The following is a 26,821-nucleotide window of genomic DNA, read 5'->3' as shown; positions in this document are numbered from 1 at the left end:
GGGTGCCCGGGTCGGCTAGCCGAGCAGCTCCACCTCCGAGAGCGTGATCTGCTCCGCGGATGTCCCGGTGAACTCGATCCGGATCCGGTTGAACCTCGACTCCGACTCGAGCTTGAACGGCCGGGTGGCCTGCTGCCAGGCGAACTCCTCACCCGAGCGCCGGTCGAGCACCTTCCAGTCGGTGCCGTCGTTGGAACCCTTGACGACCCAGCCGTTCGGCGAGCCACCGTCGGCGCCGTTGGTGAGGGTGTAGAAGGACACCGGCACCTTGGTCCCTGAGAACCGGTACTCGACCCAGCCGTCACCGGCCACGGTCGTCTGCGTCCCGGAGTCGTTGTCGACCAGCGTCTCGCCGTCGTTTCCGCTGGCCGACACCGTGCCCTTGCCCGGGCCCGACTTGTCGGCGATCGGCGTGGCCGGATCCGACCCGGTGGTCAGCGAGGGCGGGACGGCGCTGGGCGAGGTGCCCCAGCGCGACGGCCTCGAGCCCATGTCGAACTCGATGGTGCCGCCGTCGGCGAGCTCCTGGTGGGAGACGTACGTCTTGTCCCAGGTCTTGCCGTCGATCTTGACGCCCTGGACGTAGATGTTCTCGTTGCTGTTCTTCGGTGCCTTGATCACCAGGTCGTTGCCGCCCTCGAGGTGGAGGGTGGCCTTGGTGAACTGCGGCGAGCCGAGCACGAGGTTCTCGCTGCCCATCTGCAGCGGGTAGAGGCCGAGGGCGGCGAAGAGGTACCACGCCGAGGTCTCGCCGTTGTCCTCGTCACCGGCGTAGCCCTGCCCGATCTCGGAGCCGGTGTACATCCGGCGCAGGGTCTCGCGGACGATCTCCTGCGTCTTCCAGGGCTGCCCGGTGTAGCTGTACATCCACGGGATGTGGTGGCTGACCTGGTTGGAGAAGCCCCACTGCCCCATGCGTACGTCGCGGGCCTCGCGGATCTCGTGGATGATGCCGCCGTAGGAGCCCGGGTACTCCCCCGTCTCCGGGGTCGCGAAGAACGTGTCCAGCTTCTTCGCGAGCCCGCCGCGACCGCCGTAGAGGTTGGCCAGGCCCTGGCCGTCCTGCGGGGTGTGGAACGCGAAGTTCCACCCGTTGGTCTCGGTGTAGTCGTGGTCGCTGCCCCACACCAGCGGGTTGTAGTCCGCCGGCGACTTCTTGAAGGTGCCGTCGGCGTTGCGGCCCTGGAAGAAGCCGACCTTGGTGTCGAAGGTGTTGACGTAGTTGCGGGCCCGGCCGAGGAAGTACTCCGACTCCTCCCGCAGCCGCTTCCGCTCGGCCGAGGAGATCCCCTCGCGCTTGGCGAGCTTCGCGGCCATGTTCCCGATGCCGTAGTCGTTGATGTAGCCCTCGAGCCCCCAGGAGACGCCCTCGCTCACGGCCGCAGGCGTGTAGCCGAGGAACACCGAGGTCTGCATGCCCTTGCGGCCGACGTTGGAGTTGGTCGCGGAGCCCGGAGGCCGGACGGTGGCGTTCTTCACGGCGGCCGCATAGGCGGCCTCGGCGTCGATCCCCTCCACTCCCTTGACGTACGCGTCGGCGAAGGAGACGTCCGAGCTGGTGCCGGTCATCAGGTTGGCGTAGCCCGGCGAGGACCAGCGCGAGATCCAGCCATTGTCCTTGTACTGCTGCACGAAGCCGTTGACCATCTCGGCCGCCTGGCTCGGCTCCAGGAGCGAGTAGGCCGCCCAGGTGGTGCGGTAGGTGTCCCAGAAGCCGTTGTTCACGTAGACCTTGCCGTCCACGATGTCGGCCCCGGTGTGGGTGGGCGTCGTGCCCGGCGGGTTGGTGTCACCGGAGGTGGACTGCACGGCGTGCTTCCAGACCGGCTCGTCCTCGGTGCCGGTGTTCTCGTGGCCGGAGTTCGGGTAGAGGAAGAGCCGGGCGAGGTTGGAGTAGACGGTCGTCTTCTGGTCCTTGGTCGCACCCTGGATGTCGAGCACGTCGAGCTTGTCCTGCCACAGCGCCTTCGCCTTCTCCTTGACCGTGTCGAAGGAGTCGTCGCCGACCTCGAGCTCGAGGTTGCGCTTGGCCTGGTCGATGCCGATCAGGCTGGTGGCGATGCGCATCGTCACGGTCCGGTCCGCGCCGGCGTCGAACTCGAGATGGCCCTGTACGTTCGGGCGCTCGCCGGTGGCGTACTTGCCGCCGCCGGTGACCGGCTGGTCGAAGGTCGCGTAGACGTACATCCGGGTGGCGCCGTTGGACAGGCCGCTGCGGGTGTCGGTGAAGCCGGTCAGCGTCCCGGCCGCCGGGTCGAGGGTCAGCCCGCCGTCGTTGTTGACGTTGTCGAACACCAGCCGCGCGGAGTCGCCGGGGTAGGTGAACCGGAAGACGGCCGCATGGTCGGTCGGTGCGATCTCGGCACTCTGCCCGTTGTCGAAGCCGACCTTGTAATAGTGCGGCCGGGCGGTCTCGTTCTCGTGCTCGAAGGTGAGCTCACGCGCGTTGCGGCCCGGGTCGGGGATGCCCTCGGCGGCCGACGGCATCACCTGGAAGGTCTGCCGGTCACCCATCCACGGGCTGGTCTCGTGGCTCAGCGTCAGCGCCTGCAGGCTGGTCCGGTTCTGGGCGTCGTTGTCCTGGTGGTAGCGGTAGAACCACGACAGCGAGCCGGCGTTGGTCATCGGCGCCCAGAAGTTGAAGCCGTGCGGGACCGCGGTCGCGGGGATGTTGTTGCCTCGCGAGAAGCTGCCGCTGGACTGGGTGCCACGGGTGGTGACGGCGTAGTCGACACGGCTGGTGATCTGGGGTTCGTCCGGGGAGGCCGTGATCGCGATGTCGTCGTACCAGCCACGGAACTTCGTCGGGCCGCTCGGGGCGTCGACGGCGACCAGGATCCGGTCGATCGTCCTGCCCGCGGCGACCTCGCCGATGACGGAGGTCTTCTTGTTCCACTGGTTGGTGTAGAGCGACTTCGACTCGCCCTGGCCCTCCGGCGACAGTACGTAGCCCTGCGCGTCGAGCGCGCCGAGCTCCGAGAGCAGGGTGCCGTCGGTGAAGACAAGGTCGACGGCCGTGTACGTGCTCGGGTAGCTCAGGTCGCCCTCGATGAACTCCGGGAAGACCAGGTAGGACAGCTCGGTCTCAGCGCCGACCGGGATGTCGACGTCGAAGACGCGGTTGTAGGAGTGACCCTTGTCGGCCGTGATCTTGCCGGCGTACTCGAAGGCGTGCACGCCGGTGAACCCGACCTTCGACTTCGCGGCGTACGCCGTGGCAGGGCCGTCGTCGGGATGGCTGGTCATGTTCTTCAGCGGCGGCGGGGGCTCGGAGCCGTCGGAGAGCTGCCACTCGGCGAGCTGGATGATGCCGCCGCTCTGGTTGGCGGAGATGTCGATGCGGTAGTGGGAGTACGCCTGCGGTGAGGCGATCTCGAACTCTCGGGTCTGGAAGCGCTCGTCCCAGGACTGGCCGGTGCGGGTGTCGACGGTCGTCCAGGTCTGGCCGTCGGTGGAGCCCTGGATCACCCAGTTCTTGGGATCGCGCTCGGCGGCGTCGTTGGCCGAGGTGAGGGCGTACCTGACGACGTTGACGGGCTGGTCGAGCTCGATCTGCACCCAGCCGGTGGTCGCGAAGGTGAGCCACTTGGTGTTGATGTCGCCGTCGACGAGCTCGGCGGCCCCCTCGCCCGAGCCCGAGTTCTCTCCGCTGGCGGTGACACCGGTGATGTGCTCGGAGATGTCACCGGGGATGCCGAAGGGGTCGGGTCCGGTGACGCCCGCGGTGCGGGGGTTGCCGTCGTCGTCGGTGTCGACGAGGTCGGCCCAGGTGGGCTGCGGGTCGCCCTCCTCGAAGGAGGTGGCCCAGTCGCCGCCCTCGGCGGCCTGCTGGGGGTCGGCGGTGTTGCTCTTCGGCGCGGAGGGCTCAGGCGCTTCCGGCGTCGCGAGCGCGGGCGCGGTGCCGGTCATCGCGACCATCAGCGCCGCCGTAGCGGCGATCATCGCGGCCAGGCGGGCCCGGCCTCTCGTTCTGCGTGGTACGTCCCAACGATGCATCGGTGTGATCTCCTTCACATGGGGGCCATCCCAGATGGAACCGTGAGATGACAACGTTGTCAACGACGTTTGCGAAGGATTTACGCGTGCACTGCGGAGATGCCTCGTGATTTGTGCCGACACACGGGAAGAATCGAGACATCGTTGTCGCGCTCGGATCGACGTCTACGCTGAGCACGTGGCATCACCCCCGTCCGAGCAGACCCGTCAGCAGCGCCGCCCGACCATGAAGGACGTCGCGGCGTCGGCCGGGGTGAGCCTGAAGACCGTCTCGCGGGTGGTCAACGGCGAGTCGAACGTCAACGACGACCTACGCGCAGCCGTGCTCGAGTCGATCGCCGCGCTCGGCTTCCGGCGCAACGCCAGCGCTCGTGACCTGCGGCAGGGACGGTCGGGCACCGTCGGGCTGCTGCTCGAGGACGTCGCCGACCCGTTCTACTCGATCCTGTCCCGCGCGGTCGAGGAGGTCGCCCGGGAGCATGGGACGATGGTCTTCGCCGGATCCTCGGCCGAGGACGCCGACCGGGAGCGCGAGCTCGCCCTCGCGTTCTGCGAGCGGCGCGTCGACGGGCTGATCGTCGTACCGGCCGGCACCAGCCACTCCTACCTCCTCCCCGAGATGCGGGCCGGCATCCCGGTCGTGTTCGTCGACCGCCCGCCCGGGGACATCGAGGCCGACATGATCCTCACCGACAACCGCGGTGGCAGCCGGCGCGGCGTGGAGCATCTGCTCTCCCACGGACATCGCCGTATCGGCTTCATCGGCGACGCGCCGGAGATCTACACCGCCGGCGAGCGCCTGCGCGGCTATCGCGACGCGCTCGAGTCCGCCGGGATCCCCTTCTTCGATGATCTCGTCACGCAGGCACCGCCGTCCCCCGCGTCGACCGCCGACGCACTGGACCGGCTGCTCGACGGACCGTCACCGGCGACGGCGCTGCTGTGCGGCAACAGTCGCACCACCGTCAGCGTGCTCCGCGAGGTCGCCCGGCGCTCGACGCGACTGGCCCTGGTCGGGTTCGACGACGTCGAGCTCGGCGATCTCCTCCAGCCGGGGCTCACCGTCGTCGCCCAGGATCCCGGCGCCATGGGCGCGGCCGCTGCGCGACTCCTCTTCCAGCGCATCGCCGGCGACACCGCAGGCCCGCCCCAGACGGTCACCATCGGCGCCCGGCTGATCCCCCGGGGCTCCGGCGAGCTCCCGGTTCCCTGAGTCTGGGGAAATCTGCCGCGCCGGCCTGGGTTTTAAAGTCTAGTGGTCTAGTATGGTTATGTGCCTTGTCGTGACCGCTACGGATACGCGCTGACCACCAGTGACGAAGCTGCCCTGGCCTACTCCCAGGGGCTGCTCGACGTGCTTCGTCTACGGGACGGCGCCCTCGCCTCCTTCGCGGCCTCGATCGTCCTCGACCCGACGTTCGCGCTCGGACACGCCGCGCTGGCACTGCTCGGCCACGAGATGTGCGCGCCCGTCGACGTCGGCGCTCGTCTGAAGCAGGCTCGGCTGCACGCTCGGCGGGCGACCGAGCGCGAGCGCAGCCACGTCCACGCGGTCGAGGCCCACATCGGCGGCAACCCGCGGCCACTGATCGACCACCTGGCGGCCTTCCCGCGAGATGCGCTGCTGCTCTCGACCGCGGTGCCGACCATCGCCTTCGCCGGGGCCACCGAGGTGCCCGAGGAGGCGTGGGCGATCGTCGAACGCGCCAGGCCCGCCTACGGCGACGACTGGTGGTTCGCCGGCCTGCTCGCTTTCGTACGCCAGGAGCAGCGCCGCTTCGACGACGCGATGTCGCTCTCCTGTGCCTCGCTGGCGGTGGAGCCCGGCGCCGGCCACTCCGCCCACGCCCGCGCACACGCCCACTACGAGACCGGCGACCACGAGGCCGGTCTCACCTGGATGTCCTCGTGGGTGCTCGGCGACGGCGCCCAGATCGACTCGCTGTCCCACTTCTCCTGGCACGCCGCGCTGCACGAGCTCTCGCTCGGCGACCTGGACGCCGTACGCCGCCGCTACGAGACCCAGCTCCAGCCCGGCCACGCGCTGGGATGCCGGGCGCTGGTCGACTCCGGCTCGTTGCTCTTCCGGTGGGCGCTCACGCCGGGTGCTCGCGACGTGCCCGACATCGCCGAGGTCGTACGCGTCACCGGCCGCGAGACGATGATCCGGCCCGCCACCCCGTTCCTGGCGATGCACACCGCAGTCACGCACCTCGCCACCGGTGACGCCGGGGCGCTCGACGAGTTGAGGTCGTGGGCCGCCGGCCACGTACATCCGACCATGGCCACGGTCGTCTCCCCGCTCGCCGAGGCGCTGGGGATGATGGCCCGCGACGAGAACTCGGCTGCCGCCGACCGGCTCGCCGCGCTCGCCCCGTCGATCCGCCGCCTCGGCGGCTCCGACGCGCAGCGGGAGATCATCGAGGAGGCCCGCATCGCCGCCCTGCTCCGCGCCGACCGCTGGGACGAGGCCCGGGTGTTACTGGACGCTCGTCTCGACCGCCGCCGCTCGCCGCGCGACGAGCTGTGGCGGGCTCAGGCCCTCGCACGCGCCTGATCCAATCCCGCCGAAACGTCACTTCTGCAGGTCGAAACGTCACTTCTGCAGGTCGAGTGGGCAGCGCGTGACGTGTCGGCCTGCAGAGCTGACGCCTCGATCTGTGCGCGTGACGCCTCGGCCTGCGGGGGCGACGTCTCGACCAGGCTGGCTCAGCTGGGGACGATCTCGCCGTCGGTGACCTCGAAGGCGACCTCCTCCAGGGCACTCGTCGCCGGGCCCTGCGTCACCGAGCCGTCCTCGATCGAGAAGCGGCTGCCGTGACACGGGCAGTCGATGGTGCCGCCGGCGACCTTCGTGACCGGGCAGCTCCGATGGGTGCAGATCGCGGAGAAGACCTTGAACGTGCCCTCGGTCGGCTGGGTGGCCACCAGGTTGCGGTCGGCGACGATCACTCCCCCGCCGACCGGGACCTCGCTGGTCGCGACCAGCGGACCGCTGCCACCTGATCCGCTGTCACCCGAGGAGCCGGTGCCCGAGTCGTCACCGCTGCCGCATGCTGCCAGGAGAGGCACGCCGACCGCGGTCATCGCGGTGCCGGTGACGACCTTCCGCCGGGTGATTCGAGATTCACTCATGCGGCCCAGAATAGGCACGTCAGCGACGCACGTCCCCCGCCGAGCGCAAACCGTCGGGCAAATCTCGACCTCAGGTCAGGACGCGCTGACCTTCTTCCGCGTCGCCGGCTTCTTCTTGGCCGCCGTCTTCTTGGCTGGGGTCTTGGCCGGCTCCGCCTTCGCCTTCACCGGCTTGTCCGGCGGCTGCTCAGCGGCCTTGCCGTCGAGCAGCGGGGCGAGGAAGCCGCCGGTGTGGCTGCCAGGGGTCTCGGCGACGGTCTCGGGAGTGCCCTCGGCGATCACCGTGCCGCCGCGATTGCCGCCCTCCGGACCCATGTCGATGATCCAGTCGGCGGTCTTGATCACGTCGAGGTTGTGCTCGATCACCAGCACCGTGTTGCCCTTGTCGACCAGCGAGGAGAGCACACCGATGAGCTTGCGGATGTCCTCGAAGTGGAGGCCGGTGGTCGGCTCGTCGAGGACGTAGAGCGTCTTGCCGGTCGAGCGCTTCTGCAGCTCAGCGGAGAGCTTGACCCGCTGTGCCTCACCACCGGACAGCGTGGTCGCGGGCTGCCCCAGCCGCACGTAGCCCAAACCGACCTCGACCAGGGTCTTCATGTGGCGCGCGATCGCGGGCACGGCGGCGAAGAACTCCACCGCCTCCTCGATCGGCATGTCGAGCACCTCGGCGATCGACTTGCCCTTGTAGTGGACCTCGAGGGTCTCGCGGTTGTAGCGCGCGCCGTGGCAGACCTCGCACGGGACGTACACGTCGGGCAGGAAGTTCATCTCGATCTTGATCGTGCCGTCACCCGAGCAGGCCTCGCAGCGGCCGCCCTTGACGTTGAACGAGAACCGGCCCTGCAGGTAGCCCCGCATCTTGGCCTCCGGGGTGGAGGCGAAGAGCTTGCGGATGTGGTCGAAGACGCCGGTGTAGGTGGCCGGGTTTGACCGCGGCGTGCGCCCGATCGGGGACTGGTCGACGTGGATCACCTTGTCGACGTTGTCCAGACCGGAGATCTTGGTGTGCCGGCCCGGGACCGTCCGGGCGCGGTAGAACTCCTTGGCCAGGGCGGTGTAGAGGATGTCGTTGACCAGCGTCGACTTGCCCGAGCCGGAGACGCCGGTGACCGCGAGGAAGAGCCCCAGCGGGAAGGTGACGTCGATGTCCTTGAGGTTGTTCTCCTTGGCACCGTGGACGGTCAGCTCGCGCCCGGCGGTGCGGGGGCGACGTACGGCCGGGACGGCGATCTCGCGGCGACCCGCCAGATACTGACCGGTCACGGACTGCTCGTTGGCGAGCAGCTCCTCGACCGTGCCGGAGTGGATCACCTGGCCGCCGTGCTCACCGGCGCCGGGGCCGATGTCGACGACCCAGTCGGCGACCTTGATGGTGTCCTCGTCGTGCTCGACGACGATCAGGGTGTTGCCGAGCCGCTTGAGCCGCTCGAGGGTCTCGATCAGCCGGTGGTTGTCGCGCTGGTGGAGGCCGATGGAGGGCTCGTCCAGGACGTAGAGGACGCCGACCAGACCGGACCCGATCTGGGTCGCCAGCCGGATCCGCTGGGCCTCGCCGCCGGAGAGCGAACCCGAGGGCCGCTCCAGGGAGAGGTAGTCGAGGCCGACGTCGAGGAGGAAGCGCAGCCGCGCCTGGATCTCCTTGAGGACCTGCTCGGCGATCTGCCGCTCCCGGCCGCTGAGCTCGACCTGGTCGAGCCAGTCCGCGGCCTCGTTGATCGGCAGCGCGCACAGCTCGGCGATGTTGAGACCGCCCTCACTCCGCTCGCCCAGTGTCACCGAGGTCGAGACGGGCTTGAGCCGGGTGCCCTTGCAGGTCGGGCACGGCACTTGGCGCATGTAGCCCTCGAAGCGCTCCCGGGTGGTATCGGACTCGGCCTCCTTGTGGCGGCGCTCCACCCAGCGGCGTACGCCCTCGAACTCGGCGTCGTAGGAACGGCGGCGGCCGTAGCGGTTGACCGAGACCACGTGCACCTTGCGCCCGTGACCGTCGAGGATCGCCTTCTGCCCGGCGGCCGGGATGTCGTCCCAGGGGGTGTCCAGGTCGAAGCCGAGCTCACCGCCGAGAGCCTCCAGGAGCCGCAGGAAGTATTCGGCGACGTGGGCCTGGGACCAGGGCTGCAGCGCGCCTTCGGCGAGGGTGGCTGCCGGGTTGGGGACGACCAGCTCGGGGTCGACCTCCATCCGGGTGCCGAGGCCGGTGCAGGCCGGGCAGGCACCGAAGGGCGAGTTGAAGGAGAACGACCGCGGCTCGAGCTCGTCGGTGTCGAGCAGGTGGTCGTTGGGGCACGACATCCGCTCGGAGAACTTCATCTGCTCGCCGGTGTCGACGAAGTCGAAGACGACCAGGCCGCCGGCGAGCTCCAGCGCGGTCTCGACCGAGTCGGTCAGCCGCCGCTTGGAGGACTCCTTGACCGCGAGCCGGTCGATGACCACCTCGATGGTGTGCTTCTTCTGCTTCTCGAGCTTCGGCGGAGCGTCGAGCTGGTGGGTCTCGCCGTCGACCCGCACGCGGGAGTAGCCCTGCTGCTGCAGCTGGCTGAAGAGCTCGACGTACTCCCCCTTGCGGGCCCGGATCACCGGGCTCAGCACCTGGAAGCGGCGCCCCTCCTCCAGCGTGAGCACGTGGTCGACGATCTGCTGCGGCGTCTGCCGCTCGATCGGCGCACCACAGGTCGGGCAGTGCGGACGGCCCGCGCGCGCGTAGAGCAGACGCAGGTAGTCGTAGACCTCGGTGATGGTGCCGACCGTCGAGCGCGGGTTCTTCGAGGTCGACTTCTGGTCGATCGAGACCGCCGGGGAGAGCCCCTCGATGAAGTCGACGTCGGGCTTGTCCATCTGACCGAGGAACTGCCGAGCGTAGGCCGACAGCGACTCGACGTAGCGACGCTGGCCCTCCGCGAAGATGGTGTCGAACGCGAGACTCGACTTCCCACTTCCGGACAGGCCGGTGAACACGATCATCGAGTCCCGAGGCAGGTCGAGGGAGACATCCTTCAGGTTGTGCTCCCGGGCTCCCCGGATGATCAGCTGCTGCTCCGCCACGTTCTTTCCTCGTCCAGTGCTTATCGCATCGCGCTACTGCGTCGAACAGATGTTCGCATCATACGACGCCGGGAAGACTCCCAGATGGCACCCTCTCACGGAGCACCGACATTTTACTTCTGGTCGTGTCCGACGTGCTTGCATAGACGCATGAGCGATGCCCCTACCACTTATACAGGCGCGGTGAAACCGGGCGGCCCGGCCGACGTACGCGAGCTCGACCGGCTGACCGTCACGAAGGTCGCCGTCGACGCGCAGATGTCCAACAACTGCTACCTGCTGCGCTGCCGCACGACCGGCGAGCAGCTCCTCATCGACGCCGCGGCCGAGCCGGAGACCCTGCTCCCCCTCATCGGCGAGGAACTGGCCACCGTCGTCACCACCCACCAGCACTGGGACCACCACCGGGCCCTGGCCGACGTGACCGCCGCGACCGGTGCCGCCGCCCTCGCCGGAGAGCCCGATGCCGCCGCGATCACGGAGGCCACCGGCGTACCGATCTCTCGCACGCTCTCCCACGGAGACACGGTCGCCGTCGGCGACTGCACGCTCGAGGTCATCGCGCTGCGCGGGCACACACCCGGGTCGGTCGCTCTGGTCTACCGCGACCCCGAGGGCACGCCTCACCTGTGGACCGGCGACAGCCTCTTCCCGGGCGGCGTGGGAAACACGCAGCAGGATCCCGTACGTTTCACCCAACTCCTCGACGATGTCGAGGAGCGCATCTTCGCCACCCTCCCCGACGAGACCTGGTTCTACCCGGGCCACGGCGACGACTCCACGCTCGGCGCCGAGCGTCCGCACCTCGCTGAATGGCGCGCGCGAGGATGGTGACTACGGCTCCGTAGTCGGGGTCGCGGTCTCCGTCGGCGTCGGATCCGTGGTCGGATCGGCCGACTCGGTCGGCTCGGCGGTCGGCTCCGGTTCCGTCGTCAGCGTGGGCCTGGAGGTGGGCGTCGAGCCACCGGTCTCGGCGGGCTCGTCCGGCTCACGCGACGCCGTCGGCCGGTCCGGGTCGCCAGCCGTGGACGGGTCCGTCTCCTCGGGTCCGTACGTCGGGCCGCCGCGATCGGCCCCCGCGCCATGCGGACGCGCCGAATAGCCGGCGGAGGGCTCCTCCGACGGCTTCGAGCCGGGCGGCGGCAACGGATCCACATCGGGATAGACGTTCCCGACGTCCTCGAAACCCGTGACCGGGTCACGATCGGGTCGCTCGGCCTCCGCCAGGCCGGCGAGTAGGACGACCACCCCGAGACCGGTGATGACCGCGCCGGTCAGGATGCCTGCCACGGCGACCTGCTTGCTCTGCAACTCGACTCCCTGTACCCGCCCCGCGCCTGGTGTGGCGCACAGCGTAGGGCAGCGACGCCTCGAGCGTTATCCACCCCGGGGCATCGCGGCACCACACCCGGGAGCCCGGGTCAGTCGGTCGGGCTCTCGCTCGGCGACTCGCTGGGCTCGCTCGGCGACTCGGTCGGCTCGCTCGGCGACTCGCTGGGCTCGCTCGGCGACTCGCTGGGGTCGCTCGGGCTCTCGCTCGGCGACTCGCTGGGCTCGCTCGGCGACTCGGTCGGCCTGCCCGACGGCCTCGGCTCCGACGGCACCTGAGTGGGTCGCGCCGGGAGCGGAGACATGGAGCCGCCTGCCGACTCCTCGACCGACCGCGGGCTCGCCGGGACCGGCTCAGCGACCTCGGGAACCTCGCTCCCGGGACCCATCTGGCTGGGTGGACCAGCCTGCGAAGGCGTCGAGGACGACTTCTCCAGCGGTGCCACCGGCGAGACCGGCGAGATCAGGCTGACCCCGGACTCTTCCGTGGCGTAACTGTGTCCTGGCTCTTCCGCTCCGGCGTTGCCGACGATCAGGCCACCAATCCCGATGCTCGTCATGGCCAGCCCCGTTGCCATTCCAGCCAAGGCGATCTGCTTGCGATGCAACACGATTCCCCCGTGATACCAACGACTCGACAAGTTCTCTGGTCGTGCACAGTAGACCTACAAAGATCGAAACTGTGCGACCACTATCGGGGTGTCGGGCCTCGCTGGCAAGTCCTTGTCATCTATCGTTCGACCGATATAACCCCTGGTAAGAGGTCTGTTCGCCGGGCGCGAACGGCCCGTTCGGCCCTCGTGTGGAGCGCTACTGTGTTGGCATGGGCGAAGTAATCAGATTTCCCGGCCATCCGCTGCCGGACCACGACAAGCCGGCGCCGCTGTGGCGTGAGGCCGCCGGCCAGGTGATCCGTGACGAGCGGTCCCGCCAGGAACGTACGCTCGCCGACGTCGCCGGCGATGCCGGTGTCTCGACGCAGTATCTCTCCGAGATCGAGCGCGGCCGCAAGGAGCCGAGCTCCGAGGTGCTCGAGGCGGTCGGTGGTGCGCTGGGCCTCGGCCTCGTCGACCTCACCGAGCGGGTCACCCGCACGCTGCGCGCGGGCGCCCGCCCGTCCGGCCCCATGGCTCTCGCCGCCTGACCTCCGCAGGCCAGGTCACCCCAGGTCACACCGAGGCGAGCTTGCGGCTCTCCAGCACCGCGTCCACCAGCCCGTACGCCACCGCCTCCTCGGCACCGAGGACGAGGTCGCGCTCGGTGTCGGCGTGGATCTGGTCGGTGCCGTGGCCGGTGTGGCGCGCAAGCAGCGTATCCATCTCGGCTCGCACCCGGCCGATCTCCTTCGCCGCGACCTGCAGGTCGGTGACATCGCCCCGCTGACCGTCCTGGCCCGGCTGCTGCAGCACGACCCGCGCGTGCGGGAGGACCGTACGCCGCCCCGGCTCCCCCGCGGCAAGCAGCACGGCCGCCGAGCCCGCCGCCTGGCCCACGCAGGTGGTCGCCACCGGAGAACGCAGGAACTGCATCGTGTCGTAGATGCCCAGCATCGCGGTCGGGTCACCGCCGGGAGAGTTGAGATAGAGCTCGATCTGCCTGTCGGGCGCGTCCGACTCCAGGTGGATCAGCTGCGCGATGACCACGTTGGCGACCCCGTCGTCGATCGGCGTTCCGAGATAGACGATCCGGTCCGAGAGCAGGCGGCTGTAGACATCGAGCGCCCGCTCGCCACGTGGGGTCTTCTCGATGACCGAGGGAATCGTGTACGAGCTCATCGGGCCACCTCCGTAGCGCAAGCGCCAGAATACGGACGCGGCCCGATGAAAGATCCAATGTTCGCTCGCTGACGCTCGCTCATCGGACACCCCCAGCCGAGGTGAGACCGAAGGCGGCGCTGCGCTGCTGCACCGGCGTCACCGACTGCACGTCGTTGAGCACCTCGTCCACGAATCCGTACTCGCGCGCCTCCTCGGCGGTGAACCACCGGTCGCGCAGCGAGTCCTGGTCGATCTGCTCGACGCTCTGACCGGTGTGGGCGGCGGTGATCCGGAGCATCTGCTCGGTCATCCGCGCCAGCCGCGCGGCCTGCACCTCGATGTCGGCCGCCGAGCCGCCGATCCCCGCGGACCCCTTGTGCAGCAGCACCTCGGTGTGCGGCAGGACGTAGCGCTTGCCCGGCGTGCCCGCGGTGAGCAGGAACTGCCCCATGCTGGCCGCCATCCCCATCCCCAGCGTGGAGACGTCGTTGGGGATCAGGTGCATCACGTCGTAGATCGCCATCCCGGCCGTCACCGAGCCGCCGGGTGAGTTGATGTAGAGAGAGATGTCGCGGTGCGGGTCCTCAGCGCTGAGCAGGAGCAGCTGCGCGCAGATCCGGTTTGCGATCGCGTCGTCCACCTCCTGGCCGAGCACGATGATCCTCTGGTTCTGCAGTCGCGCCGTGAGCTGCTCGTCGAGCGGCCCGGCCGTGATGGGTGTCTGGGTCATGCTGTCGAGCCTGATCCAGGCGTACGCCGGATTCCAGCGAATCTGCCGCAGGCAGATCTGCCCACAGCAGATCGCGCAGTCCGGCCCCGTTCCAGCCGGGGCTTCGGCACACTCTCACCCATGCTCGCCGACATCGGAGTCGTTCACATCCTGGCCGCGGCAGTGCTTGCCTACGGTCTCTACGCCGCCGTGGTGGCGACGACGACGGGCGTCAAGATGCGCCGACTCGTCCGAGAATCCGGCCCCGACGCCGCGTATGCAGCCCTGTGCGCGAGTCGCGGCTGGACGTACACCAGCAAGGGCGAGAGCGCCCCGACGAGGTTCCAGCTGATGCCGACTGAAGTGGACTCCGCGCTCACCCCCGGACCACAGGCGATCGACGTGGTCACCGGCACTCACGCCGGCCTGCCCTTCCTCTCCTACGAGCACAGGTCGTGGTCGCGCGAACGCATGATCCAAGGCCTCTACTGTTATCGATCGGAGCGCGTCCACCTGGTCGGGTTCGACCTCGGGCATCTCCATCCGTGGCTGCACCTCCGGCCGAAGCCCCGCCCCACTGGCCTGTGGCGGCTGGTCTCCCGCAGCGAGGACTCCTTCGAACGCGCGTACTTCGTGGAGACGACCCGCAAGGCGTTTGCCACGGCTGTGCTCCACGAGGAGATGCGCGACCACCTCTTACGCAACGTGGCGCGCTATCAGTTCGACGGGACCTGGCTGGTCATGGTCGTCGACGGACCCGCGCGACCCGAGGAGCTCGAACCACGTCTGGCCGACCTGACCGCCTTCCTCGACCTCGTGCCCGATCACCTTCTGAATCGCTACTGACCCACCTCGTACGCTCTGCACGTGCGCTGCGTGATTCTCGACGACTATCAGGATGTGGCGAGGACGTACGCCGCATGGGACTCTCTAGATGGGGTCGAGGTGATCTCGCTGGCCGAGCACCTGGGGCCGGACGCGCTGGTCCGGGCGCTCGACGGCGCCGAGATCGTGGTGGCGATGCGGGAGCGTACGCCGTTCCCGGCGGCCGTCCTGGAGCGGCTGACGGACCTGAAGCTGCTGGTCACGACCGGGATGCGCAACGCCTCGATCGATCTCGCCGCGGCCGCCCGGCTCGGGGTCACGGTGTGCGGCACCCCGTCGAGCCCGCATCCGCCGGTCGAGCTGACCTGGGCGCTGATCCACGCGCTGACCCGCCACGTCGTCACCGAGGCGACCGGTCGCGGCTGGCAGCGGACGGTCGGGAGCGACCTCCACGGCCGCACCCTCGGTCTGCTCGGGCTCGGCAAGATCGGGACTCGGGTCGCGGCCGTCGGGCAGGCGTTCGGGATGGAGGTGATCGCCTGGAGCCCGCACCTCACCGCCGAGCGCGCCGAGCCGCTCGGGGTGCGCGCGGTCGACAAGGCCACGCTGTTCGAGACCAGCGACATCGTCTCGCTCCATCTCGTGCTCTCGGAGACCACGCGACACGTCGTCGGACATGCCGACCTGGCATCGATGAAGCCGACCGCCCACCTGGTCAACACCTCGCGCGCGGGGCTGGTCGACACCGAGGCGCTCATCGCCCACCTCGGCTCCGGCACGATCGCCGGCGCGGGCCTGGACGTCTTCGACGTCGAGCCGCTGCCCGCCGACGACGTGCTGCGCCATCTCCCGAACGTGGTCGCGACGCCGCACCTCGGCTACGTCACCGAGGACAACTACCACCGCTTCTACGGCGGCGCCGTCGAGGACATCGCCGCCTGGCTGGCCGGTGACCCGATCCGCACCCTCCTGCCGAAGGACCCTGATGCCTGACCCGATCCAGATCGCCGCCGATCTGGCACCGACCGGAACCCTGCGCGCCTCGATCAACCTGGGCAACCCGGTCCTCGCCCAGGGCACGCCCGACGCGCCGAGCGGGGTCACCGTGGACATCGCCCGGGAGTTGGCGCGCCGGCTCGGCGTACCGGTCTCCTTCCAGTGCTTCGACGCCGCCCGCAAGTCCTTCGAGGTGCTGCGGAGCGGGTCCGCCGACGTCGCCTTCCTCGCGATCGAGCCCGCCCGGGCCGCAGAGGTCGAGTTCACCGCGCCGTACGTCCTCATCGAGGGCGTCTACGCCGTCGCGGCCGACTCCCCGATCCGGACCGCGGACGACGTCGATCGCCCGGGCGTTCGGGTCGGCGTGAAGGAGGGCTCGGCCTACGACCTCTTCCTGACCCGCACGCTGGAGAACGCAGAAGTCGTACGCGGCGCCGACGGGATCGACGCCTTCCGCGAGCACGGGCTCGAGGTCGCCGCCGGGATCCGGCAGCCTCTCAGCCGGCACGTCGCCGCCGACCCCGGTCTGCGGCTGGTCGAGCCGCGGTTCATGCAGATCCGCCAGGCCGTGGCGGTCGCGCGGGATCATCGTCCAGCCACCGTGCGCTTCCTGCACGATCTGGTCGAGGACCTGAAGGCGAGCGGACGGATCGCCGAGTCGCTGGCCACCTCGGGGCAGGACGCGTCGGTCGCTCCCTGATCACCGAGAGCTGCGCCGGACGTAGGGCGTCGTGGTGCCGATCTTCGCCAGCCCCGAGCGCTCCAGGATCGGCCGGGAGAACTCGGTGGAGTCGCTGTGGATGTAGCGCTTGCCGCGGGCGATGGCGGTGCGGGCGCGAGCGGCGGTGAGGGCGCGGTAGATGCCGCGGCCGCGCCACTTCTCCAGCGTCGCTCCGCCCCAGATGCCGGCGAACTCCGTTCCGGGCACCATGTCGATCCGGCCTGCACTGACGATCTCGCCGTCCGCCTCGGCGACCCACATCTCGCTCTCCCCCGCCGCGATCCCACGCAACTGGCTCTCGACCCGAGCCTCCGAGGGCGGCGAGCCGAAGACGCCGTCCTGCACGATGCTCGCGGCGCGTACGTCCTGCTCGCTGGTGATGGCACGCAGGCCGATCCCGTCCGGCAGGGGCACGTCGACGGCCAGAAGCGCAGCCTCACCGACCATGATCGACTCCGGCTCGTCGGGCGCGAAGCCGTGCCTCAGCAGCGTGTCGTGCAGTCTCGGGGCGTGGTCGTGGCCGCGGGTCTTCCACTCGACCTCGTCGATCGCCGGGTCGGCATCGAAGTGCGTGACCGCCGCGGCGACCAGCTCCTCGACGCCGGCTGCGTCGGCCCCACCGAGATCCTGGTAGGAGATGAATCCGCGCCCGCCACCGAAGGTCGCGAGGCGCAGCGGTCCGTGCCGGGTCACCGACACCGCCCCGGCGGTCTCGGCATCGGTTCGCAGCTGTTCGTCATAGGCCTTGAGCACGGCGAGAAACCTACGCCGAAGTCGTACGCCGAAGCATGTAGTTATCGCGCCGCCGGCTCCGTTCCCCTCGTGAATGGCGCTTACAAGGAGCGCCCGAAGTGGAAGGGTGAGGACATGCCTCGCTACCTGATGATCCTCGACTACCAAGCCGGCAACGACGAGACTCCCGGCGGGATGGCCGGGTGGAAGCCGGAGGAGGTGCAAGGCCACATGAGCTACTACGAAGCGCTCAACAAGGCCCTGACCGAGTCCGGCGAGCTCGTGCACGTCGAGGCCCTGACGCCGCCCGACCAGGCGTTCGTGGTGACCTCTGACGGCACCGACAAGACCGTCACCGACGGACCGTTCCAGGAGTTCAAGGAGTGGGTCGCCGGCTACATGATCATCGACGCCGAGACCCAGGAGCGCGCCCTGGAGATCGCCGGGCTCTACTCCGCCGCCCCCGGCCCCGGCGGGCGGCCGATCGAGCAGCCGATCCAGGTGCGCCGGATGTACCACGGCACCGACGGCTCCTCGGTCGATGACACGATCGCCTTCGGCGAGGCGAGCATCGAGTGACCGAGGCGTTGCCGGGTGACCTCTTGCGCGACCTCACTCCGCAGGTCGTCGCCGTCGTCACCCGGCGCTGCGGGGATTTCGACGCCGCGGAGGACGCCGTCCAGGAGGCGCTCGTCGAGGCGGTACGCACCTGGCCGGAGCGCGGCGTCCCGGAGAACCCTCGCGGCTGGCTGATCGCCACGGCGATGCACCGTCTCATCGACGCCAAGCGCAGCGAGTCGCGTCGCCGCGACCGCGAGCAGGCCGATCAGCTGGCGGAGCCAGAGGGGCAGGAGACGTACGAAGGGGACGACTCCCTCGACGTACTCCTGCTCTGCTGCCATCCCAGCCTGACCCCGGCCTCGGCGGTGGCGCTGACCCTGCGGGCGGTCGGCGGGCTCACCACCCGGGAGATCGCGAGCGCCTACCTCGTCCCGGAGAAGACGATGGCGCAGCGGATCTCCCGGGCGAAGGCGACGATCAAGGGCCGCTCGCTCGGGATCGACGGCGCCGCCGACCTCGCCGCGCGGATCCCGGCGATGATGAAGGTGCTCTACCTGCTCTTCAACGAGGGGTACGTCGCGACCGAGGGCGACCAGCTGCAGCGGGTCGACCTGTGCGCCGAGGCGATCCGGTTGACCCGCCTCGCCCGCACCGCGCTCGCCCGCATGACCGGGAGCGCACACGGCGAGCTCGGTGGTCTGCTCGCACTGATGCTGCTGCTCGATGCTCGGCGCCCCGCCCGGATCGACGCGCACGGCGCCGTGGTGCCACTGGCCGACCAGGACCGGAGCCTGTGGCGCCACGAGGCCACTCGCGAAGGCGTCGCGCTGGTCGACGCCGTCATCGGCACCGGCCGGCCGGGGACCTACCAGATCCAGGCCGCCATCGCCGCGCTCCACAATCGCGCGCCCACCGCGGAGACGACCGACTGGCTACAGATCACCGCGCTCTACGGGTTGCTGGAGAAGGTCGCGCCCGGGCCGATCGTGACGCTCAACAAGGCTGTCGCGGTCGGGTACGCCGACGGCCCGGGCCCCGCGCTCGCGCTGCTCGACGAGCTCCTGCGCGACTGCGCCGAGAACGGAGCCGGCGGCTTCGCCGACCATCCCCGGGTGCCGGCGGTGCGCGCTCATCTGCTGGAGCTCGCCGGCGACCTGGACGGTGCTGCCGCTGCGTACGATCTCGCCTCGGTGCGGGCCACGAACCTCGCCGAGCGCCGATTTCTCACGTCGAAGGCGGCCGCGCTGCGGGACGCTCGCTGCTGAGTTCTACTGAGAACCGTTCTCAGGATACGCTGTGCCTGTGATCGAACTGCGCACCCCGACCCAGATCGAGCAGATGAAGCCCGCCGGCCGATTCGTGGCCGATGTCCTGACCGCACTCCGCGAGCACGCTGCCGTGGGTGTCAACCTGCTCGAGCTCGACGAGCTGGCGCACAAGATGATCAAGGACCGCGGCGCGGAGTCCTGCTACATCGACTACCACCCGAGCTTCGGCGCGATGCCGTTCGGGAAGGTGCTCTGCACCTCGGTCAACGACGGCGTGCTGCACGGCCTGCCCTTCGACTACAAGCTGCAGGACGGCGACCTCCTCAGCGTGGACTTCGCGGCCAGCGTCGACGGTTGGGTCTCCGACTCGGCCCTCTCCGTCGTCGTCGGTACGCCCCGCCAGGAGGACCTCGACCTGATCGAGACCACCACCCAGGCGCTCGCCGCCGGCATCGACGCCGCACGCGTCGGCAACAAGGTCGGTGACATCTCCCACGCGATCGCCAGCGTCGCCCGCGCGAAGGGTCTCAAGATCAACACCCAGTTCGGCGGCCACGGCGTCGGCCGCACCATGCACGGCGACCCGCACATCGCCAACGACGGCCGCCCCGGCCGCGGCTTCAAGCTGCAGCCCGGTCTCGTCATCGCGATCGAGCCGTGGTTCCTGCACACCACCGACGAGATCTTCACCGACCCCGACGGCTGGACCCTGCGCAGCGCCGACGGCTCCCGTGGCGCTCACATGGAGCACACCGTCGCGATAACCGAGGACGGGCCGCTCATCCTCACCGCCCGCGACTGACCAACCCCTGCCGAGGCGTCACTGCCGTCGGCCGAAGCGTCACTGCCGTCGGCCGACTGGGCAGCGGCGTGCCGTCTCGGCCTGCGCGGCTGACGTCTCGGCCTGCGCGGCTGACGCCTCGGCGCAAAGGCGGCAAAACAGAAGTCAGCCGCTGGCGTCTCGGGTCACCAGCGGCTGACAAGAAGAACGTTAGCCGACGAGGTCGAACATGTGCAAGCATCTGCAATGCATAAGACTGCAAATGACCCGACCGGGCTACTCGGACCACCCGAGAGGGCTATGAGCGCGGGTTCTTCGAGCGCTGCGTACGCCGCGCGTCGCGCTGCCGCCGCAGCCGGCGCACCAGGACGCCGTCGTAGGCGAGCGCCTCAGGCTTGTCGATCAGGTCGTTGACGGCTCGGTGATATTCGGCCGCGCTCATCCCGAGCTGCTCTCGGACCGCCTCGTCGCGGCCGGTGCCGGCCGACCACCAGGAGCGCTCGAAGTCCAGCAGCTGCTTCTCGTTCTCGGAAAGGCCCGGCTGCCCGTCGGCAGACCCGGGGCTGTGGGGCGCCTCGGTCATGCGTACATCATCCCAGGCGTGACGGGCGGCCTCGAAACCGCCACGCGCCACCGTCTCGAACTACCCGGCATAGCCCATCTGGGCCATCTTCATAAAAGTGCAGATCAACTCTTTGAAGCTCGCCAGACCGTCCGCTAATCTCTTCCATGTCAGCCGCTGGTGACCCGAGACGCCAGCGGCTGACTTCTATTTCAGCGGGTGTCACGCCTCCGCGGTGTCCTCGCCGTGCGTCCCCGGACGCGGCGCCCACGGCAGCTCCCTCGCGGCCCGCACGACGACCAGCCGGTCCCCGCGCGACAGGGTGCCGACGACCGGGTCGAAGTAGCGGAAGACCTTCTCGTCGCGTACGACCGCGATCACCTGGTCAGCCAGCTGCTGCGGCTGCTTACCGACCTCGTTGACCAGCAGGTCGCGCTCGGCGACCTCCAGGCCGGTGCCGGAGTTGAGCAGGTCCTCCATGACCGATCCCAGGGTCGGCGAGATGGTGGAAAGGCCCATCAGCCGGCCGACCGCGTCGGCGGAGGTGATCACCGAGTCGGCTCCGGACTGCTTCATCAAGGGCGCGTTCTCGCGCTCGCGCGCGGCAGCGACGATCCACGCCTCGGGGTTGATCTGCCGCACCGTCAGGATCGTGAGCACGTTGGAGTCGTCACGGTTGGTGGTGATGATGACCTGCTCGGCGTCCTTGACGCCCGCGCGCATCAGCACCTCGCGCCGGGTCGCATCACCGGTGACCACCGCGATCCCGTCGGAGTGGGCGTCCGAGCGCGCCACCGGGTCCGGGTCGACCACGACGAACTCCTCCGGATCCGCTCCGCTGGTGAGCAGCGTCTCCACGGCGCTACGGCCCTTCGTGCCGTAACCGACGACGACGATGTGCTGGGACATCTTCTTCCTCCAGCGAGCGACTCGGATGAGGTCACGGCCCTGCTTGGTGAGGACCTCGAGGGTGGTGCCGATCAGCAGCACCAGGAAGGCGATGCGGGCCGGCGTGATGATGAACGCGTTGATCATCCGCGCGTGCGCCTCGACCGGGGCGATGTCGCCGTAGCCGGTCGTGCTCAGCGTCACCGTCGTGTAGTAGATCGCGTCGACCAGGCTGATCTGACCCGTGGGGTCGTTGTTGTCTGCGTACGCGTCGCGGTCGAGGTAGACCAGCAGGACCGTCCCTACCAGGATCGCCAGCGCGGCCAGCAGACGCCGTCCGAGCTGCCACCACGGCGACCGCACCGTCTCGGGAAGAGCGACCTGCTCGACACCGGCCCACTTCGGGGCGTATGCAGATGTCTCGGACACATCTGTGACCCTATCCGCCGCGCTCTATCGTCTGTTGCATGAGTGCCTCCGACATCCGCCGTGTCACCAACCAGGCGCCCGCGCTCGCGGGTCACAACGTGGTCACCGGGGATGCCGCGTTGTCGGCGGCGGTCCTGCGTCACGCGGGCGAGGAGACCCTCGACTCGCTCGTCTCCCTGGGCGCCGAGGCCGGCACCGCCGAGGCGCAGGAGCACGGCCGCCTCGCCAACCGCTTCCACCCCGAGCTGCTCCCCTACGACCGCTACGGCAACCGGATCGACGAGGTCGCCTTCCACCCCTCCTGGCACTGGCTGATGGACAGGGCCGTCGGCCACGGCCTGGCCGCCGCGCCCTGGACGCTGGCCGAGAAGGGCGAGGAGCACGCCCACGTACGCCGCGCCGCCGGGTTCCTGGCCTGGTCCCAGACCGAGCCCGGCCACCTGTGCCCGATCTCCATGACGTACGCCGCGGTCCCCGCGCTCCGCGCCGACGAGTGCCTCGCCGAGGAGTGGGTGCCGAGGCTCGCCTCCACGACCTACGACTTCGGTCTCCGCGACCCCGCCGCGAAGCTCGGCGCCCTTGCGGGCATGGGGATGACCGAGAAGCAGGGCGGCTCGGACGTACGCCAGAACATCACCGAGGCGCATCCCGTCGGCGACGGCGTCTACGAGCTGCACGGGCACAAGTGGTTCACCTCGGCCCCGATGAACGATGTCTTCCTGGTCCTCGCCCAGGCGCCGAGTGGCCTCACCTGCTTCCTCCTCCCCCGTGTCCTTCCCTCGGGAGCGCGAAACCGACTGGACGTGGTGCGACTCAAGGACAAGCTCGGCAACCGCTCCAACGCCAGCTCCGAGCTCGAGTTCCGCGGCACCACGGCCTACCGGCTGGGCGAGGAGGGCCGCGGCGTACGCACCATCATCGAGATGGTCGCCGCCACCCGCCTCGACTGCGTGCTGGGCTCGGCCTCCCTGATGCGCCGGGCCGTGGCCGAGGCGAGCTGGCACGTCGCCCACCGCTCCGCGTTCGGTGGCCGCCTGGCCGACAAGCCGCTGATGCAGAACGTGATCGCCGACCTGGCCGTCGAGTCCGAGGCGGCCACGACCCTGGCGATGCGCCTGGCCTCCGCCGTCGACCGACCGGACGACGAGCACGAGCGGGCTCTGCGCCGCATCGGCCTGCCGCTGGCGAAGTTCTGGGTCTGCAAGCGCACCCCGGCGATGGTCGCGGAGGCGCTGGAGTGTCTGGGCGGCAACGGCTACGTGGAGGAGTCGGTGATGCCGCTGCTCTTCCGCGAGTCCCCGCTCAACTCGGTCTGGGAGGGCTCCGGCAACGTCAACGCCCTCGACGTCCTGCGCGCCATCCAGCGCGAACCCGGGGTCCTCGACGCGTGGATCACCGAGGTCGGCAAGGCCAAGGGCGCCGACCGGCGCTACGACCGCGCCGTCGACACCACCCTCTCCCTCCTGGGCGAGTCGATGACCAGTCCCGAGGAGCTGGAGCGCTCCGCCCGGCGTCTGGCCTGCAGCATGGCCACCCTTCTCCAGGGGAGCCTCCTGGTCCAGCACGGCCCCGACGAGGTGGCCGACGTCTTCTGCGCCAGCCGCCTGCCGGGCCACAGCGGGACGTACGGCATGCTCGCCGGCGGCGACCAGAGGACGGTCGTGCAGCGGGCGACGCCGACCCTGTAGAGGTGCCTGGACGCGCAACGGGCGCCATGCCTCGAAGGAGACATGGCGCCCGCCGCTTGCGGACCGAACCCTCAGCCCTTGACGGACCCGGCCGTGAGCCCACGGACGAAGTAGCGCTGCAGCGAGAAGAACACGATCAGCGGCACTGTCATCGTGATGAACGCACCAGCAGTGAGCAGGTGCCACTCCTGGCCACGGTCGCCGATCAGGTCGCGCAACGTGATCGTGACGACCTCGTTGTCACCCGCCCCGAGGAAGATGAGCGCGACGAGAAGGTCGTTCCAGACCCAGAGGAACTGGAAGATCGCGAACGCTGCCAGCGCGGGCACCGACATCGGCACGATCAGCCTCCAGAAGGTCTGGTAGTGGGAGGCCCCGTCGATCTCGGCGGACTCGATGATCTCCTGCGGCAGGGTCGCCATGTAGTTGCGCAGGATGAAGACCGCCAACGGCATCCCGAACGCCGTGTGGGCCAGCCACACCGCGAGGAAGGTGCCGTTGAGGTCGTATAGCCCGAACAGGTTGAGCAGCGGCACGAACGCCACCTGCAGCGGGACCACCAGCAACCCGACGATCACCATGAACAGCACGTTGCGCCCCGGGAACCGCATGAACGTGAACGCGTACGCAGCGAACGCAGCGATCATGATCGGCAGCACCGTCGCGGGGACGGAGACGACGATCGAGTTCACGAAGGCGTTGGCCATCCCGCTCTCGAGGACCTGCGAGTAGCTGTCGAGGGTCCACTGGGAGAACGGGTCGGTGATGACCGTCCACCAGCCCGACGACTTCACGTCGGCCTCGTCGCGGAACGACGAGATCAGCAGACCCAGCGTCGGGATGAACCAGAGGACGCACAGCAGGACGATGCCCACGCGGACAGCGACGCTGCCGAGGGTGAAGCTCCTCATCGACCGGCCTCCTGCTTCTTGAACTGGCGCATCTGGTAGATCATCACCGGGATCACGGCGACCATCAGGACCACGACCACCGCGGCCGCTCGTCCGGCGTCACCGAACTCGAAGAGCTCGAGGACGAAGGTGTTGGCCAGCACCGAGGTGCCGGACCGACCACCGGTCATCACGTAGACGATGTCGAAAACCTTCATCACCAGGATGAGGATGGTCACGAAGACCACGATCACCGTCGGCCAGATCTGCGGTACGACGACCTTGAAGAAGATCTGGACCTCGCTGGCCCCGTCGATGCGCGCGGCCTCCACGGTGTCCTCGGGGACGCCCTTGATCGCCGAGGAGAGCAGCACCATCGCGAACCCCGCCTGCAACCAGATCATGATGACGATCAGGAGCAGGTCGTTGAGGTTGCCGGTCTGGATGCGGAGCCAGGCGACCGGCTCGAACCCGAGACTGGTCGAGATCGCCGAGAGGAGCCCGATCTGCTTGTCGCCCTGCGCGAACCTGGTCGCGTAGACGAAGCCCCAGATCGTGCTCGCCCCGACGAAGCTGATCGCCATCGGCATGAAGATGACCGATTTCGCGACCCGCTCCGGGAACGCCTTGAGCTGGTCGGCCAGCACCGCCACGAGCAGGCCGACGATGACGCTGGCCGCCGGGACGATGAGGATCCAGAGCAGGTTGTTGACCAACGTGCCGATGAACTCATCGTCCCGGAAGAGCGCCGTGTAGTTCCCGAACCCAACCCAGTTGATGCTGTTGTCATCGGCGAAGCTGTAGATCACCGTCATCACGGCCGGGTAGACCAGGAAGACGGTGACCACCAGGATGGCCGGGCCGATGAAGACGTACGGCTTGACGCGCCTGTCCCACTTGCCGGGCAGGAGGCCCGAGAGGAAGTTGAGCAGCCAGTAGAGGGCGGCGGTGCCGCCGACCCCGAGGACGATCGCTATCAGGCCGTTGAGGATCTTCAGGTAAGGATCATCGCTCATCCTCGCCAGCTCTCCTCGATCGCGTCGGCCGCCTCCTGAGCGCTCTTCTCACCTCCGACGTAGGCGTTCATCTCGCTCCAGAACGTCCCGGCGCCCACCTGCGCGGGCATCAGGTCCGAACCGTCGAAGCGGAACGTGTCGGCGTCCTGCAGCAGCGTCGCGATCTCACCGAACATCGGGTCGGCGTAGTTGGAGTTGTCGAACTCGACGCTCGGCGAGAGCCAGCCGCCGGACTTGGCCCACTCGGCACCGAAGTCGGGGGACGCGAAGAACTCCATCAGCTCCACCACGTCGGTGTCGTTGGTGAAGGCGGTCGCCATGTCACCGCCGCCGAGCACCGGGTTGCCCTCGAAGCCGCCCTCCATGCTGCCCGGGAGCGCGAAGACGCCGACGTTGCCGGCCAGGTCCGCCTGGACGTCCTTCGGGAAGAAGGTGGTGATGAAGTTGGCCTGGCGGTGCATCTCGCAGCCCGGCTTCGCGTCGAAGAGCGGGAGCGGGGAGTCGCCGAAGGGCTCGCTCAGGGTGCCGTCGGCGCCGCCGCGTACGTTCTTCGGCTTGTTGATGATGTCGCCCATGGTCTCGATCGCCTCGACGATCTTCGGGTCGTTGAAGGGGACCTCGTGGGAGACCCAGTCGTCGTAGAACTCCGGGCCCTCCTGGCGCAGGACGATCTCCTCGACCCAGTCGGTGTAGACCCAGCCGGTGTCGGCACCGGCCTCGGCGCCGAGGCACCACGGGGTCTGGCCCTTGGAGATCATCTGGTCCTCGAGGCTCCGCAGCTCGTCCCAGGTCGTGGGCGTCTTGTAGCCGGACTGCTCGAAGTTCTTCGGGGTCCAGACCAGCGACTTCATCGAGACGCGGATCGGGACGCCGTAGGTCTTGTCGTCGATCTCGACCGAGTCCATCAGGCCGGGGATCATGGTGTCGTCGAGCGAGCCGACGTCGATGAGGTCATCGAGCGGGAGCGTGTCACCCGACTCGGTCAGGTCACCGACCAGACCGGGCTGCGGGAAGAGCGCGATGTCCGGCGCGTCGTTTCCGTTGACCTTGGTGCGGATCTCGGTGGTGAAGTCCGTGGAGGGGGTGTAGGTCACCTCGATCCCCGTCTCCTTGGTGAACGTGTCGAGGGCCGCGTTGAGCCCCACTGCCTCGCCCTCGGGGATCGCGCCGAGGATCTGGATGCTGCCGTCTCCCTCTTCGGTGTCGCCGGCATCGTTGCTGCCACCGCCACCGGGGACGCCGCAGCCGGTCACAGCGAGCAGACCCGCGACTACTGCTCCGATTTGCCACTTTCGCACGTGCATCTGATTGCACCCTCCATCGTCGTGTTGATCCACGGAGTCGTGCCACGCAGGCCGCGTCGGGTCCACGAGGCAGCGCCTCGTTATGTGATCTCCATAACATTAGTCGTTATGGTCCATCGCTGTCCCGGGCAAATTGTCGAACACTCACCCGAGAACGCGCAGGACGATACCTGTCACGCACTCCGGCACCCT

Annotated in this window: 24 protein-coding genes; 11 read left to right on the top strand and 13 right to left on the bottom strand. The window is 69.0% G+C overall.

All coding sequences use genetic code 11. The annotated features are described in order from the left end of the window. Positions 1-15: 15 nt before the first annotated feature. Complete coding sequence (locus tag ABZY89_RS13015) at positions 16-3,942, bottom strand: GH92 family glycosyl hydrolase (protein WP_355227700.1); 3,927 nt, start codon at positions 3,940-3,942, stop codon at positions 16-18. A 232-nt stretch (positions 3,943-4,174) separates the two neighbouring features. Here ABZY89_RS13015 and ABZY89_RS13010 point away from each other — a divergent pair, with 232 nt between their 5' ends. Next, entirely contained in the window at positions 4,175-5,209 is a 1,035-nt protein-coding gene (locus tag ABZY89_RS13010; RefSeq protein ID WP_355227698.1) for a LacI family DNA-binding transcriptional regulator, read from the top strand. Positions 5,210-5,269: 60 nt separating this feature from the next. Next, positions 5,270-6,553 (top strand): pyridine nucleotide-disulfide oxidoreductase, encoded by a 1,284-nt coding sequence (locus tag ABZY89_RS13005; protein ID WP_355227696.1) that lies wholly within the window; start codon positions 5,270-5,272, stop codon positions 6,551-6,553. 152 nt (positions 6,554-6,705) lie between these two features. Here the strand turns inward: ABZY89_RS13005 and ABZY89_RS13000 are convergent, their stop codons facing one another. Both ABZY89_RS13000 and uvrA read right to left on the bottom strand, forming a co-directional pair. Continuing rightward, positions 6,706-7,131, bottom strand: a complete 426-nt coding sequence (locus ABZY89_RS13000; protein WP_355227694.1) for a Rieske (2Fe-2S) protein — start codon at positions 7,129-7,131, stop codon at positions 6,706-6,708. A 75-nt stretch (positions 7,132-7,206) separates the two neighbouring features. Next, positions 7,207-10,173 (bottom strand): excinuclease ABC subunit UvrA, encoded by a 2,967-nt coding sequence (gene uvrA / locus ABZY89_RS12995; RefSeq protein WP_355227692.1) that lies wholly within the window; start codon positions 10,171-10,173, stop codon positions 7,207-7,209. Between the two features lie 150 nt (positions 10,174-10,323). On the opposite strand from uvrA, the gene ABZY89_RS12990 reads away from it, so the two are divergent. Beyond that, entirely contained in the window at positions 10,324-11,007 is a 684-nt protein-coding gene (locus ABZY89_RS12990; RefSeq protein WP_355227690.1) for an MBL fold metallo-hydrolase, read from the top strand. On the opposite strand, the gene ABZY89_RS12985 is transcribed toward ABZY89_RS12990, so the two are convergent. Together ABZY89_RS12985 and ABZY89_RS12980 are read right to left on the bottom strand one after the other, a co-directional pair. Next, on the bottom strand, positions 11,008-11,484 hold the full coding sequence (locus ABZY89_RS12985) for a hypothetical protein (protein ID WP_355227688.1): 477 nt from the start codon (positions 11,482-11,484) through the stop codon (positions 11,008-11,010). It lies immediately after the preceding gene. A gap of 110 nt (positions 11,485-11,594) precedes the next feature. Next, complete coding sequence (locus tag ABZY89_RS12980) at positions 11,595-12,062, bottom strand: hypothetical protein (protein ID WP_355227686.1); 468 nt, start codon at positions 12,060-12,062, stop codon at positions 11,595-11,597. 263 nt (positions 12,063-12,325) lie between these two features. Between ABZY89_RS12980 and ABZY89_RS12975 the strand changes: the two genes are divergently transcribed. Then, entirely contained in the window at positions 12,326-12,646 is a 321-nt protein-coding gene (locus ABZY89_RS12975) for a helix-turn-helix transcriptional regulator (protein WP_355227684.1), read from the top strand. A 25-nt stretch (positions 12,647-12,671) separates the two neighbouring features. On the opposite strand, the gene ABZY89_RS12970 is transcribed toward ABZY89_RS12975, so the two are convergent. Continuing rightward, positions 12,672-13,277: an ATP-dependent Clp protease proteolytic subunit gene (locus ABZY89_RS12970; RefSeq protein ID WP_355227682.1), complete on the bottom strand. Its 606-nt coding sequence runs from the start codon at positions 13,275-13,277 to the stop codon at positions 12,672-12,674. Positions 13,278-13,356: 79 nt separating this feature from the next. Continuing rightward, positions 13,357-13,989, bottom strand: coding sequence for an ATP-dependent Clp protease proteolytic subunit (locus ABZY89_RS12965; RefSeq protein WP_355227681.1), 633 nt, complete (start codon positions 13,987-13,989; stop codon positions 13,357-13,359). 120 nt (positions 13,990-14,109) lie between these two features. Here ABZY89_RS12965 and ABZY89_RS12960 point away from each other — a divergent pair, with 120 nt between their 5' ends. The 3 genes from ABZY89_RS12960 to ABZY89_RS12950 are packed head-to-tail and all read left to right on the top strand — an operon-like array spanning position 14,110 to position 16,489. Next, positions 14,110-14,814 carry a hypothetical protein gene (locus tag ABZY89_RS12960; RefSeq protein WP_355227679.1) on the top strand — a complete coding sequence of 235 codons (705 nt, stop codon included), beginning with the start codon at positions 14,110-14,112 and terminating at the stop codon, positions 14,812-14,814. 21 nt (positions 14,815-14,835) lie between these two features. Continuing rightward, positions 14,836-15,786 carry a D-2-hydroxyacid dehydrogenase family protein gene (locus ABZY89_RS12955; protein WP_355227677.1) on the top strand — a complete coding sequence of 317 codons (951 nt, stop codon included), beginning with the start codon at positions 14,836-14,838 and terminating at the stop codon, positions 15,784-15,786. Continuing rightward, entirely contained in the window at positions 15,779-16,489 is a 711-nt protein-coding gene (locus tag ABZY89_RS12950) for a transporter substrate-binding domain-containing protein (RefSeq protein ID WP_355227675.1), read from the top strand. Before ABZY89_RS12955 ends, ABZY89_RS12950 begins: the two co-directional genes overlap by 8 nt. Here ABZY89_RS12950 and ABZY89_RS12945 read toward each other — a convergent pair whose 3' ends face one another. Further along, positions 16,490-17,263: a GNAT family N-acetyltransferase gene (locus tag ABZY89_RS12945; RefSeq protein ID WP_355227673.1), complete on the bottom strand. Its 774-nt coding sequence runs from the start codon at positions 17,261-17,263 to the stop codon at positions 16,490-16,492. A gap of 114 nt (positions 17,264-17,377) precedes the next feature. On the opposite strand from ABZY89_RS12945, the gene ABZY89_RS12940 reads away from it, so the two are divergent. From ABZY89_RS12940 to map, 3 genes are read left to right on the top strand one after another with little or no spacing between them, the layout of a single operon-like run. Beyond that, positions 17,378-17,821, top strand: a complete 444-nt coding sequence (locus ABZY89_RS12940; protein WP_355227671.1) for a YciI family protein — start codon at positions 17,378-17,380, stop codon at positions 17,819-17,821. Next, positions 17,818-19,068, top strand: coding sequence for a sigma-70 family RNA polymerase sigma factor (locus ABZY89_RS12935; protein WP_355227670.1), 1,251 nt, complete (start codon positions 17,818-17,820; stop codon positions 19,066-19,068). The genes ABZY89_RS12940 and ABZY89_RS12935 overlap by 4 nt, the downstream gene beginning before the upstream one ends. Positions 19,069-19,105: 37 nt before the next feature. Then, positions 19,106-19,873 (top strand): type I methionyl aminopeptidase, encoded by a 768-nt coding sequence (gene map / locus ABZY89_RS12930; RefSeq protein WP_355227830.1) that lies wholly within the window; start codon positions 19,106-19,108, stop codon positions 19,871-19,873. Between the two features lie 277 nt (positions 19,874-20,150). Here the strand turns inward: map and ABZY89_RS12925 are convergent, their stop codons facing one another. Both ABZY89_RS12925 and ABZY89_RS12920 read right to left on the bottom strand, forming a co-directional pair. Beyond that, a complete protein-coding gene (locus ABZY89_RS12925; RefSeq protein WP_160022554.1) occupies positions 20,151-20,435 on the bottom strand; it encodes a DUF3263 domain-containing protein in 285 nt (94 codons plus the stop codon). Between the two features lie 201 nt (positions 20,436-20,636). After that, on the bottom strand, positions 20,637-21,731 hold the full coding sequence (locus tag ABZY89_RS12920; protein ID WP_355227668.1) for a potassium channel family protein: 1,095 nt from the start codon (positions 21,729-21,731) through the stop codon (positions 20,637-20,639). A gap of 38 nt (positions 21,732-21,769) precedes the next feature. Here ABZY89_RS12920 and ABZY89_RS12915 point away from each other — a divergent pair, with 38 nt between their 5' ends. Beyond that, positions 21,770-23,419: an acyl-CoA dehydrogenase family protein gene (locus ABZY89_RS12915; RefSeq protein WP_355227666.1), complete on the top strand. Its 1,650-nt coding sequence runs from the start codon at positions 21,770-21,772 to the stop codon at positions 23,417-23,419. A gap of 71 nt (positions 23,420-23,490) precedes the next feature. On the opposite strand, the gene ABZY89_RS12910 is transcribed toward ABZY89_RS12915, so the two are convergent. From ABZY89_RS12910 to ABZY89_RS12900, 3 genes are read right to left on the bottom strand one after another with little or no spacing between them, the layout of a single operon-like run. Then, positions 23,491-24,330 carry a carbohydrate ABC transporter permease gene (locus ABZY89_RS12910; RefSeq protein ID WP_355227664.1) on the bottom strand — a complete coding sequence of 280 codons (840 nt, stop codon included), beginning with the start codon at positions 24,328-24,330 and terminating at the stop codon, positions 23,491-23,493. Next, complete coding sequence (locus ABZY89_RS12905) at positions 24,327-25,325, bottom strand: sugar ABC transporter permease (RefSeq protein ID WP_355227662.1); 999 nt, start codon at positions 25,323-25,325, stop codon at positions 24,327-24,329. The genes ABZY89_RS12910 and ABZY89_RS12905 overlap by 4 nt, the downstream gene beginning before the upstream one ends. After that, positions 25,322-26,629, bottom strand: a complete 1,308-nt coding sequence (locus ABZY89_RS12900) for an extracellular solute-binding protein (protein ID WP_355227660.1) — start codon at positions 26,627-26,629, stop codon at positions 25,322-25,324. Before ABZY89_RS12900 ends, ABZY89_RS12905 begins: the two co-directional genes overlap by 4 nt. Between the last annotated feature and the right edge of the window lie 192 nt (positions 26,630-26,821).

It is taken from the genome of Nocardioides sp. NPDC006303 (assembly GCF_040613175.1).
GTDB lineage: Bacteria > Actinomycetota > Actinomycetes > Propionibacteriales > Nocardioidaceae > Nocardioides.
Note: the sequence above shows the minus strand (reverse complement) of the source record. Positions and strands in the feature narration are given on the sequence as shown.